This is a genomic window from Providencia manganoxydans (assembly GCF_016618195.1).
Taxonomy (GTDB): domain Bacteria; phylum Pseudomonadota; class Gammaproteobacteria; order Enterobacterales; family Enterobacteriaceae; genus Providencia; species Providencia manganoxydans.
Window position 1 is genome coordinate 32,525 of sequence record NZ_CP067099.1, and the last position, 12,635, is coordinate 45,159.

Genomic DNA, 12,635 nt, shown 5'->3' on the forward strand with positions numbered 1-12,635 from the left:
TTTGTAATGCTAACGTTATTAGAATCTTCTTTCAAGTATTCTTATCTATATTCTCTCGTTAATGAATATAGATTATATATGACGTTAATTGATTCATTTTCACAGCTTAAGAGGCTGATTATGATAAATAACCCTATAAATAAAGCAGCTTTTAGCATTAATGAAAAACACTCGAATAATAATAGTCTTAGACGCTTTATTCATTGTTTATTTGCTGAGAACCTCATTGATAAAAAACGAATTTATTGGGATACAGATCATTGCGGATATATTTACAAACTCAAGAACGCTCCTGATAAAATCCTTTTTAATAATATGGAAATCTACCCGGCAGATACATTCTTTAATTATGGGGATATTTATTTAATTAATAAAAACAATCAAAAAGAAATTATTCAAACGACAGATTATCTTCTGGATAAGTTAGTCGATGAATTAGATATAAAATTTAATCATAATAATATAAATAAATTAAAATCAGATATTAAAAATAGTATCAATAATGATATTAACGCACGCAACTATCGTACCAAATGGTTAACACAGATTAACTCTCAAATGGAAGAAGGCAATATCCGCTACTTCACTGATTGGGTTGCTGAACAATATAGTGTACGTAATGCAGCTTTGTTTCTTGATCAATGGGGGTCATTAGAAGGTCATCCTTATTATCCGACATGGAAAAGTAGACCAAACATGAGTTTTCAAGATGTCGCCGCTTACTCTCCTGAATTTAATGCAACCGTCAATTTAACAATTATGGCTCTTCGCCGAGATATGGCCTATGTTGAATCACTACCGCATGTGTCAAATATTCACGAGTGGTTCCTTCAACAATTCCCTATCGTCGCTCAGCAATGGGTTAAATGGCTCAGCCAACAAGGGAAAGATCCGCAACAATGGCTACCCCTTCCCGTTCATGAATGGCATTTAAATCATTGGGTAAAACAACAAGCAGCTTCACTAATTGAAGATGAGATTCTATTGATTGATGGCCCTCAGTTAGAAACAAAACCTACTATGTCATTTCGAACAATGCTACCAACAGATGCGGCTAATCGCGCATTTATCAAGCTACCCATCGCCGTTTGGATGACTAGCGAAATGCGTAGCTTACAAGCGAAATCTATTCATATGGGGCCTAGGATCAGTCAGCTCATTGACGATATTTTAAATCACGAACATGGTTTCAATGGAAAAATCCAGTCTCTGCGTGAAGATATGGGAATTTATTACCGCCATGCGATCGAGCAAGATGATGCCGCAGGCCGCTTTCTTTCAGTCGTATTTCGTTGCGCCGAGGTTTATGAAAACAACGATCATTTACTGCCCATAACTGTAGCAACTCTGTTTACTGATTTACCCTATCAGCCTCGGCCAATATTTACTGAACTGATTGAAAAATCAAGTTTAACACCTAGACAATGGTTTAACCATTATGCAACTGTGATTTTAGAGCCTTGTATTTCACTGTTTTTACTTTATGGGGTGGCTCTGGAAGCCCACCAGCAAAATACGCAAGTACTTTTCACTGCCCAAGGCATTCCTGAAAAGTTTTTAATACGCGATTATGGTGATGGACGAACTTTTTTACCGCTATTGAACCAACGAGATTATCAGCTACAAGCTTATCGCTGGCCTGGTATCTTACCGACTGTTTTTGAAGAAGATATAGAGCCAGTTAGAACGTTTTTAATCGATGCTTGTTTAGTCAGTCATTTACATGAATTAGCCGTGCATCTAACCCGATATTATCGATTGACCAATCATCAACTCTGGGGAGAATTAAAAACCATTGTCCATGATATTTTTAAACAACTCCAACCTCGAATTGATGCCAATTTATGGCAGCATGAATATCAAATATTTATGAATGCGCCTTGGCAAACGCGTTCGCTACTTAGTATGCATATTCAACAATATACTAATTATCGAATACAACATGGGTTAACCAATCCTTTTCGGTTATTCCCCGAAATAATTAGCACTCCATAAAATAAGAAGGCGATTATAACGCTGTTCCCTTCATTTTATTAAAAATTAATTGAATGATATTTAAATATGAAAAATAAACCAATAATGAAAAAAAGCAAATACACAGCTAAAAATATAAACATATATTCTACGTGGTTATATGTTGTTATAGGGCTATCCAGTACAATAACTGCACATGCTCAAACTAACGAGCCTAAAAATAAAGATAGTCTCTTTGTAACCACAAAAAGTAATAATAACCAACAACCTAATAATTTTTCATCTCGAACAATGCAAGCTGGGTTATTAGGTGATAAAGATATTATGGATATTCCATTTAATATCTCGAATTACAATTCTACCTATATGCAGTCACAACAAGCACAGCAAATTTCAGATATTTTATCCCATGATACCTCAATACAGATTAGTAGCTCAAAAGGTGGGCTTCTTGATTCTTTATATATTCGAGGATTTCCGATTACTGAAGGTAATATCGGCGAGTTTGCATTAAATGGAATTTATGGTGTATCTCCTAATTTTCAGCTGTTAACTGATTATGCAGAGCGTGTTGATATCTTAAAAGGGCCAGCTTCACTGCTATACGGTATGTCTCCTGAAGGAGGTGTCGGTGGCGTTATCAACGTCGTGACTAAGCGTGCAAGTGCCCAGCCTATTACGCAATTAACCGCTCAGTACCTCAGTGATTCACAATTAGGCGGCAAACTGGATGTAGGACGCCTCTATGACCTAGGGAATAACCAATATTTTGGTATCCGTATTAACGGTAGCTACACCAATGGTGATACCCCCGTAGACCATCAAAAACGTAGGCTAGGTGTTGGTGCAATTGCCTTAGATTACTCTAATGAACGTTTTCGCGCGTCCTTAGATTTAATTACTCAAAACCAAAACATGAATGCGAGTAACCGGCCTTTTTATTTAGGTGCTGATGGCATTGTTCCTTCTGCCCCAAATGGAAAAACTAATTTAGCCAGCCCTTGGACATGGTGGAAATCTAATGATGATTCCGCACTACTGCATATGGAATATGACATATTAAGTAATACTTCTCTATTTATGGACATAGGCGGAGCACATACCCGTATTGATCGAGTTAGTGAACAAACCTATACCATTCTTAACGACCAAGGTGATATATCAACCTATATCATGAATTTTCAAAGCAAAACTCAACGCTATTCAATGGGGACTGGGGTTAAAAGCGAATTCATGACAGGGGATATATCACACCAACTCGCATTACAATGGAATCAATATTTTGATCGCTATAATGTCGGTACTACAGCAGGGACACCTTATATAACCAATCTATTTAACCCTACTTATATTGATAAACAGATCCCGACTTACCCTGAAATAACTAAGCGCTCTGAAAATACACTGTCAGGAATCTCCTTCGTCGATACTATTGGTTTCTTTAATGATGATTTTATGGTGACTCCAGGAGTTCGCTATCAAAAAGTACAGTCTGATAACTTTACTTCAGGCCAGCTTTCAACGCGTTATGATGAGTCCGCAATAACACCTCTCATCGGAGTATTATTTAAACCTACAGAAGATATTTCTCTATATGCAAATTATGTAGAAGGGCTAAGTAAAGGCAGTGCAGCACCAGCCAATGCAAAAAACAGTGGCGAAATGATGAAACCATTTCGTTCAAAACAGTACGAGTTAGGTGTGAAATATGAACGACCTTCCGCAATAACAACATTAAGCCTATTCCAAATTAGTAAACCAAGTGGGTCATTAGATCCTCACAGTATGATTTATTCAGCAAATGATGAACAAAGAAATAGGGGGATAGAACTGAGCATATCAGGTAAACCTTTTGAATCTCTTCGTTTAACGGGAGGAGTTACTTATATTCAAGCTGAGCTGACTAAAACTGCATCAGGACAAAATAAAGGTCATGAACCAATAGGTGTATCACCGTGGGTAGCGAATATTGGTGCAGAATATGATATTCCCTCAGTTTCTGGTTTAAGTATCAATGGCAATGTTAATTATCACACTCGCCAATACGTAAACAAAGAAAATACGCATTCAATTCCTTCATGGACAACTGTTGATGTCGGTTCTGCTTACAAAACAACGGTGTCTAATACCCCTGTCACTTTAAGGTTAAATATCAACAATATTTTAAATGAACGTTATTGGTCTGGTGTAGCGTCTTATAGCACTTTCGCTCAAGGCTCACCAAGAACGGTAATGGGATCAATCACTGTTGACTTTTAAGAGGTAAAATCATGGTGGATCAAACTAGCTTAGTCGATATCTCAACTGTTACTCTTTTATCAGCAAAAACAATCGCCCCAATAGAGCTTCCTCCTATTATGGATCCTCTAATTCATCAATTATGTTTTGCTAATAATGAACAGCTTGTCGGCTTGATTAAGCGGTATGGTTCACCATTGAACTTAGTTTTTCCTCATACAATGAAACAAAATATCCTAAAATTGAAAGCCGTTTTTCAAGAACATCACGTGAAAGGATGCATTTTATATGGCGTAAAAGTTAATCAATCAAATATCCTACTCAAAACAGCTATCGAAGAAAATATTGGCGTTGATGTTTCAAGCCTCCATGAATGGAGAGACGCTTACCAATACGGTATTTCACCTGAAAAACTCTGCGCGACAGGGCCCGCCAAAACAGATGATTTCCTCTGGCAACTTATATTACATCATTCGCTGATTGTCGTAGATTCCCTTGAAGAGCTACACGATATTCTGCGTTTATTAGGATCTCATTCACGTAAAGCAAGAATATTATTGCGCTATCAACCGCATTCAAGCCATTCACGATTTGGTATGAAATACCCAGCTTTTGTTAGTGCTCTTAAATTAGTTAAACAACATAATCAATTACAATGGCAAGGTATTCACTTCCATTTAGGTGGCTATACACTAACCTCACGGGTGCAAGCTTTTCACGAAATATTACCACTGATTGAATTATCCCAACAATTAGGGCTTAACATCCAAACTATCGATATCGGAGGTGGGCTACCGATTCAATATGTCCCAACAGAACACTATCAAACTTGGATTAATAATCAAACTACTGAAACTTATCAAAATCACTGTATTCCAGCCGATTTTTATCCTTATGGTAGTGAACAATCCGCCGAACAATGGCTTAACGCCTTACTGACAAGCCAATGTACGGATAATGAGACTATAGCCCAATACATTAATAGGCTAAATATCACACTAACGATAGAACCTGGCCGTAGCCTTGTCGATCAAAGTGCTATCACTCTATTTCGAGTAGTGCGTACCTGCCAGCAATCCAAACACCCTATTATATTTGTTGAAGGCAGTAGTTTTAGCGCCTGTGAAACATGGTTTAACTCTGAGTTTTTAATCGACCCCTTTCATATTGTTACTAAGCACGCAAAACAACAACCTATCCGAGCTTGGATAGCGGGACATAGTTGTTTAGAAGATGACGTTATTACTCACAGGCTTATTTTATTTAATAACCTTCCCCAAGCAGGTGACTTATTAGGATTCGTTAATACTGCGGGATATCAAATGGATTTGCTTGAAAATCAATTTCATCGACACCCAATACCTTGTCGGTTATATGCACAGGAAAACAATGTTGGGCAGTTTATCTTTTTCAAAGACACTAAATAGGTAAGCTTATGATCTACAGCAAAATCACTGATTTGATAGGCAATACGCCCATTTTACGTATTGCAATTCCCCATAAGAAAAGTGCCCTATTTTTTAAAATAGAAAAGAACAATCCCGGCGGAAGTATGAAAGACAGAATGGCTCGCAATATGGTCATAGCTGGCCTTAAGTCTGGAAAAATTAAACCTAAAAGCACCATCGTAGAATCATCATCAGGCAATACTGGAATAGGCCTTGCACTTGCTGCCATCGAGTTTGGTTTGCATTTTATTGCTGTTGTTGATCATCACGCCTCCCCTGACAAAATCGCAATAATGAAAGCATTAGGTGCTGAAATCCGTTATGTCACAGGCAACTATCAGGAAAATGAAGTGGCTGTTGTCGAACGCCAACGCCTAGCGAATGAACTCGCATCTCAGCTCCCCAATGCAACATTTATGAATCAATCTGACAATGCAGCAAATTCAGGTGGTTATGCTGCATTAGTTTGTGAACTGATAGAACAAATTGGCAGAATTGATGCTTATGTAGGCTGCGTTGGTACCGGTGGTTCAATAACAGGTGTATCCCAAGGATTAAAGTCACATAATCCACAAACTATCACAGTTGCTGTTGAACCAGAGGGATCCATTGTTTTTGGGCATCAAGGAAAACCTTATTATCAATCAGGAACAGGAACCCCTGAAGGGGATGTCGTTGGGTTAGTACTAGACTACAGCTGTATTGACCATAATGCACAAGTTTCAGATATTCAAGCATTTGAAACGGCACGATATCTTGCTAGCCAATATGGTTTGTTAGTCGGAGGCTCAACTGGCGGAATTGTTTATAAAGCTTTAGAGTTCATTAATAACGATACTATTCACGGTAATATTGTTGTCATCGTTGCCGATGGCGGTGAAAAATACCTTAACACCGTATTCAATGAGCAGTGGCTCAGCGCTCGAAATCTGATCTCACCTGATATATCTCACCAGCTTAATTATTGGCTCACTAATACGATTTCATTAGAGAAAGCTAGCTAAGGGGGAAGTGATGTCCAAAGACAAACATCTTAATATAGTGATTTGTGGTGGAGGTCAAACAGGCCACCTTGCTGTAGCTTTGTTTAGTCAATATCCTAATATAAAAGCATCACTACTCACCCAAAATACCACAACAGTTGAACGCCACCAGCAACAAAATAATATCCTGTCCGTTCATTACAATAATGGCGAGATAAAAAACTATCCTGTAGAGCTAATAACCCATTCACCACAACAGGTGATACCTGAAGCCGACATTATTATTCTTACTGTTCCTTCTCACCGCCAAACAAACTGGTTACGTTTTATCTCTCCTTATTTATCTTCTGATAAAACTGTTTTTATTGGGGCTATTCCTGGGATCAATGGCTTTGACTGGCTTGCTGAACAGTTTTTTAAAGATAATCCTAATATCGTGATTTGGGGAATGAAAGATGTCCCTCATATTGCATGGGGGTTAGAGCCTGGGGTCAAAATCTGTTTCGGTGGTGAAAAATCGGCATTATTTATTGCTTTTCATCATCGAGAAAATCAAACCAATAAGAAGCGACTTCATGAATGGTTATCAAGGCTATATTCAGCTCCTATTAGTATTCTCGATAATTATTTAGAAATTACGCTAACACCAGCAAACCCCATCATGCATAGCTCAGTGATCTATGGGCTAATCGGCCCATACGCTCAATGGCATAATAGCTATTTTGAATCGCCTATCTGCTGGTGGAATGATTGCACTGAACTTAGTGCCTATTATTTACAGCGTTGCGATGAAGAACGACTCGCTATTTGCCGACATTTAGTCAATTGCGCAGGTATTTCTTTAGCTACAGTAAAATCCTTAATTGATGAATTACGCGAAGTCTATCCCAACCAAATTGGTGACACAAAAACACTTTGGTCGATCCTGCGTACCAATGAAGCCTATCATGGGATCCAATTACCATTAATAAAGTGTGAGCAAAATGGTTGGGCTTTTAATAAACAACATCGAGTATTTCAAGAAGATATTGCTTATGGGCTAAGTTTACTGGTTCGTATAGGTGAGCATCTCAATATTCCGCTCCCTTATACAAATGAAATATATAACTGGTGTATGAGCTATCTAGGGCTAGATCCTAGCATTCCTCATCCAGCCTTCAGTAAACTAAATCTATCCCAATATCAGGTGAACAAACAGTGAATTTACTGAAAAGCCATCTGATTATCGGGTTCTTATTTGGTATCCAACTTATTTCAATGGGAGCGATGGAAATGAGTGGGCCTTTTTGGCCTATTCATTTACAAAATAATAGCTCAGATTGGCTATTGTCTTTTGCTTTGACGATGGTTTATGTCGCGCCAATGGCTGGGATCATGTTAACCAGTACATTTTGGGGGCGAATGGGTGATCGAATGGGTAATAAAGCAATGATGATCCGTGCATTGCTTGGCTTAGCAATTACCCAAATTTTATTATCATTTTGTAACGACCCTTGGCTAATTTTATTATTGAGAACTGTGCAAGGAGCTTGCGCAGGGTATATTGCTCCGGCTCAAGCTTATGGCGTTTCAGTCACCGAGCCTAAAAAGCGAACACAACTTTTTGCCTTCCTGCAAGTCTCTACAAATATCGGATCTTTACTGGGAGCACTGTGTGGTGGGTTAATCTTAGATTATCTCAATTTCTTTTGGATCAATATGATTGCAGGGCTACTCTGCGCTGTTTGTGCTGTCACTGTATTTGTTTTTTTACCTTCAGATAAAAAAACAAATACAGTGATGCAGGCAAAAAAATCATCTAACAACTCAAAAAAATACCGCCCTCAACAAATAGTGAAACATCTTATATTGTTAATGGGGCTTTTATTAATGAGTCGAATGATCACTCTCCCCAGTTTTTCATTATACCTTAATCATACCTACTCAATAGATTATTGGGTTATTGGATTGATTTATGGTCTACAAGCTATGGGGGTTATTCTCTCAGCCCAACGATGGGCTAAATGGTTCGAATTTCAATCCATAACTGTATCATTGATTCGTTTAAAATGGATTACCTTTGCCTGCATCATTGTTGTTATTGGTCTAGCAATAACCCCTATAATCTGGGGATTCGCCTTACTGTATTTGCTTTGGGGGATTTTACTTGGTGCAACAACACCAATACTCACTGCATTAATCTCTTCTGCTACATCTTCTGAATATCAAGGCTATGTACTTGGTTTATCACAAAGTATCAATCAATTCGCCTCTATAGGAGGAATTGCCTTAGGAAGCATATTTATTCTATTTCCTGGAATAGATTGGCTTTTTTATTATGTTTCAATTAGTTATATCGCATCCTTAATTGCAATCATTTTACTGATAAAACATTCTCATAAATAAGGGACAATATGAAAGGAAAACATAAGCTATCTAGCAAAATAATCTCTCTGTTATTGTTTACTTTTACCTTGCTATTCTCTACGGCCACGTCAGCAAAGCCTATTGTTGTTACTGATATTTTAAATAGAAGAGTTACTGTCAACGTTCCAGTAAATAAAGTCATTTTAGGCGAAGGCCGCATGCTTTATCTTGTTGCCATGCTAGATAAAGAGAATCCTGCAAAACGGATTGTTGCAATGGGGAACGACCTGCAAACTTCTGATCCTGCAACATGGCGTCAATATAGTCAGCATTTTCCTCAACTCAAAAATATCCCAACATTCAGTGGGACAGAAAAACGCTCTTTGAACATAGAACATGCGTTAGCTTTGCAACCAGATGTCATCATTATGAATATCGAAGCAAAAACTGCAATTGAAGAACAAGGGCACGATAAGGCATTACAGAAAGCAGGTATTCCGGTTATCTATGTTGATTTTCGCTATAACCCATCAAACAATACGCCACTTACCATGCGCTTATTTGGTGCTTTATGGGGTGAAGAAAAAATCGCAGAGCAATTTATTGAATTTAGAGAACAGCAATTAAAGCGAGTTAGTGATGTACTCGCAAAGAACACCCCAAAGAAACCCAGAGTTTTTATTGAACGCATTGGCGGTTATACCGATGAATGTTGCCTTACTTTTGGTGATGGTAATTTTGGCCGCTTTGTTTCGCTTGCTGGCGGTGACAATATTGGTGCAAAAAATGCCCCTAACACATTCTACATGATGAACCCTGAACAAGTACTTGTCGCAGATCCAGATAAAATTGTTATTACCAGTGCTAATTTTTCAAAGTTTATGCCTGAAGGAGATTGGATTGGCTTAGGCCCCAATGAAGACCTCAATGCAGCCAAAATAAAATTAGAGAAATACTTAAAAAAACCGGCTTATACCGGCAGTAATGCAGTTAAAAACCAACAGTTTTATGCTATTTGGCATCAATTTTATAATAGCCCTTACGATTTTATTGCCATACAGCAGCTCGCACACTGGATCCATCCAGAGATATTTGCTGATTTAAATGCAGATGACACTTTTAAAATATTCTATGAAAAATTTTTATCTATTCCTTATGAACCTGGATACTTTGTAAGCTTAGAGAATAAGTAGCTTTTTTTAAGGAGGGTGATGTTATGGCTAGCAATACCTACCATATTGAATTAAAACCAATACAATTTCTTTGCTCATCAGAAGAAACAGATGAACGGCATATTGATTATCTGAGTCACAAAATTGCCTGTGACGGGACTTGGACAACACCAATTCCATGTGAAATACACACAGGTATTATTATGGATGGCAACCATCGCTACCAAGTCGCTAAACAACTAAATTTGTCGCTATTACCTTGTATATTACTGAGTTACCAAGATAACCGAGTCAAAGTTAACTACCAAAACTCTGATAAACCTTATGATATACAAAAAATTTTTGAAGCCATTTTATATCAAAACAAGCTATTGCCTTATAAAACAACAAAACATCATTTTTCGCCATTCTTACCGACAATTAATGTAAATTTAGACCTACTAAAAAGGCTGTAAATATAAATAAATCCGATTATGCGCTCAGCTGCATAATCGGATTTGGTTTATTCATATTATTTAAGAAGTTACTCAACCGTTACCGATTTAGCCAAATTACGTGGTTGGTCAACATCAGTACCTTTAATCAATGCAACATGGTAAGACAACAACTGTAGAGGCACTGTATAGAAAATTGGGGCAATCAGTTCTTCAACATGAGGTAGAGGAATAATTTTCATATTTTCACTCTCCTCAAAACCAGCATCTTGATCAGCAAATACGTATAGTAAGCCACCACGAGCGCGAACCTCTTCAATGTTAGATTTTAATTTTTCTAACAGTTCGTTGTTTGGCGCGATTATAATGACTGGCATATCCGCATCAATTAACGCTAGAGGGCCATGCTTCAATTCACCTGCCGCATACGCTTCAGCGTGAATATAAGAGATCTCTTTAAGTTTCAGCGCACCCTCAACCGCAATTGGGTATTGCTCACCACGACCAAGGAACAAAGCATGGTTTTTATCAGAAAAATCTTCCGCCAGCGCTTCAATCACTTTATCGTGAGATAACATACTTTCGATACGTGCAGGTAATGCATGCAGAGCATTAGCAATATCTTGCTCTAATGCAGGATCACCGCCTTTAATGCGTCCCATATATGCCACTAGCATCAGCAACACAGTTAACTGTGTAGTAAACGCTTTAGTTGAAGCAACACCAATCTCTGCACCTGCTTTAGTCATGAGTGCAAAGTCTGATTCACGAACCAATGAAGAACCTGATACGTTACACACCGCAAGAGACGTCAAATAACCTAATTCTTTAGATAAACGTAATGCCGCCAATGTATCAGCTGTTTCACCTGATTGTGAAAGTGTGATCATCAAGCTACCTTTACGATGGGCAGGTTTACGGTAGCGATATTCAGAAGCGATTTCCACATCACAAGGGATACCAGCTAGAGATTCAAACCAGTAACGAGCAACCATTCCAGCGTTGTAAGAGGTACCACAAGCAACAATTTGAATATGCTCAACTTGCGATAAAATTTCAGCTGCTTTAGGGCCTAATTCACTGAGATCGATACCATTACTTTGACTAAAACGCCCTTCTAGGGTGTTTTTAATTGCCATTGGTTGTTCATAGATCTCTTTTTGCATATAGTGACGGTAAACACCTTTATCACCTGCATCGTATTGAACGTTTGATTCAATTTGCTCACGTTCAACCGCTTCCCCTTGCTGATCAAATACACGTACTGTACGGCGTGTAACTTCAGCAACATCCCCTTCTTCAAGGTAAATAAAACGGCGAGTAACTGGCAATAAAGCAAGCTGATCTGATGCTAGGAAGTTTTCACCAACACCCAGACCTATCACTAATGGGCTTCCCGAACGGGCCGCCACTAATAATTCAGGAGTACGGCTATCCATGATCACGGTGCCGTAAGCACCACGTAATTGAGGAATAACACGCTGAACCACTTCAACTAAAGAGCCACCTTTTTGCTGCTCATGATGAACAAGGTGAGCAATCACTTCAGTATCTGTTTCAGAGCTAAACACATAACCAAGTTGTTTTAACTCATCCTTCAGTTCTAAGTAGTTTTCAATAATGCCGTTATGAACAACAGCAATATAACCAGAAGTATGAGGATGAGCATTGCGTTCGCTTGGAACACCATGTGTAGCCCAACGAGTATGCGCGATCCCGGTTCCGCCTGATACTGGATTTTTTTCTGCTTCTTCCGCCAGCATTTGAACTTTACCAACTTCACGCAAACGTTGAAGATGGCCTTCATGGTCAACTACAGCCATACCCGCAGAGTCATAACCACGATACTCAAGGCGACGAAGGCCTTCTATTAGAATTTCTGCGATATCACGTTGTGCGACAGCACCTACAATTCCACACATATTAATTAATTCCTAAACAAAGGGCTCCTGCCCTTATGATGTCGCTACCTGATTGTTGTTGCAGCTTTGCTGCGCCCCGAGCCTTTGTAGAGAGTGGGGTTTATTATTTATATATTCA

The 12,635-nt window shown here is 38.5% G+C and carries 9 protein-coding genes; 8 read left to right on the top strand and 1 reads right to left on the bottom strand.

Translation table 11 applies throughout. From position 1 onward, the window contains the following. Positions 1-120 precede the first annotated feature (120 nt). From JI723_RS00130 to JI723_RS00165, 8 genes are all read left to right on the top strand, one after another. Entirely contained in the window at positions 121-1,995 is a 1,875-nt protein-coding gene (locus JI723_RS00130; RefSeq protein ID WP_272580841.1) for an IucA/IucC family protein, read from the top strand. A 66-nt stretch (positions 1,996-2,061) separates the two neighbouring features. Beyond that, on the top strand, positions 2,062-4,233 hold the full coding sequence (locus JI723_RS00135; RefSeq protein ID WP_272580842.1) for a TonB-dependent receptor: 2,172 nt from the start codon (positions 2,062-2,064) through the stop codon (positions 4,231-4,233). Between the two features lie 11 nt (positions 4,234-4,244). Beyond that, on the top strand, positions 4,245-5,639 hold the full coding sequence (locus JI723_RS00140; protein WP_337979689.1) for a Y4yA family PLP-dependent enzyme: 1,395 nt from the start codon (positions 4,245-4,247) through the stop codon (positions 5,637-5,639). An 8-nt stretch (positions 5,640-5,647) separates the two neighbouring features. Then, positions 5,648-6,664 carry a PLP-dependent cysteine synthase family protein gene (locus tag JI723_RS00145; RefSeq protein ID WP_070929818.1) on the top strand — a complete coding sequence of 339 codons (1,017 nt, stop codon included), beginning with the start codon at positions 5,648-5,650 and terminating at the stop codon, positions 6,662-6,664. 10 nt (positions 6,665-6,674) lie between these two features. Further along, the gene (locus tag JI723_RS00150; RefSeq protein ID WP_337979690.1) at positions 6,675-7,844 is read left to right on the top strand and encodes an NAD/NADP octopine/nopaline dehydrogenase family protein; all 1,170 of its coding nucleotides are present in this window, start codon (positions 6,675-6,677) and stop codon (positions 7,842-7,844) included. Beyond that, a complete protein-coding gene (locus JI723_RS00155) occupies positions 7,841-9,028 on the top strand; it encodes an MFS transporter (protein WP_337979691.1) in 1,188 nt (395 codons plus the stop codon). Before JI723_RS00150 ends, JI723_RS00155 begins: the two co-directional genes overlap by 4 nt. A gap of 8 nt (positions 9,029-9,036) precedes the next feature. Beyond that, positions 9,037-10,182: an ABC transporter substrate-binding protein gene (locus JI723_RS00160; protein WP_272580847.1), complete on the top strand. Its 1,146-nt coding sequence runs from the start codon at positions 9,037-9,039 to the stop codon at positions 10,180-10,182. A 23-nt stretch (positions 10,183-10,205) separates the two neighbouring features. Continuing rightward, positions 10,206-10,616, top strand: a complete 411-nt coding sequence (locus tag JI723_RS00165; RefSeq protein WP_337979692.1) for a ParB N-terminal domain-containing protein — start codon at positions 10,206-10,208, stop codon at positions 10,614-10,616. A gap of 68 nt (positions 10,617-10,684) precedes the next feature. On the opposite strand, the gene glmS is transcribed toward JI723_RS00165, so the two are convergent. Next, positions 10,685-12,517: a glutamine--fructose-6-phosphate transaminase (isomerizing) gene (glmS, locus tag JI723_RS00170; RefSeq protein ID WP_272580851.1), complete on the bottom strand. Its 1,833-nt coding sequence runs from the start codon at positions 12,515-12,517 to the stop codon at positions 10,685-10,687. Between the last annotated feature and the right edge of the window lie 118 nt (positions 12,518-12,635).

Coding starts and splice junctions, on each gene's coding strand:
- JI723_RS00145 (WP_070929818.1), top strand. CDS start 5,648: ATGATCTACAGCAAAATCACTGATTTGATAGGCAATACGCCCATTTTA.
- JI723_RS00140 (WP_337979689.1), top strand. CDS start 4,245: ATGGTGGATCAAACTAGCTTAGTCGATATCTCAACTGTTACTCTTTTA.
- JI723_RS00130 (WP_272580841.1), top strand. CDS start 121: ATGATAAATAACCCTATAAATAAAGCAGCTTTTAGCATTAATGAAAAA.
- glmS (WP_272580851.1), bottom strand. CDS start 12,517: ATGTGTGGAATTGTAGGTGCTGTCGCACAACGTGATATCGCAGAAATT.
- JI723_RS00150 (WP_337979690.1), top strand. CDS start 6,675: ATGTCCAAAGACAAACATCTTAATATAGTGATTTGTGGTGGAGGTCAA.
- JI723_RS00135 (WP_272580842.1), top strand. CDS start 2,062: ATGAAAAATAAACCAATAATGAAAAAAAGCAAATACACAGCTAAAAAT.
- JI723_RS00160 (WP_272580847.1), top strand. CDS start 9,037: ATGAAAGGAAAACATAAGCTATCTAGCAAAATAATCTCTCTGTTATTG.
- JI723_RS00165 (WP_337979692.1), top strand. CDS start 10,206: ATGGCTAGCAATACCTACCATATTGAATTAAAACCAATACAATTTCTT.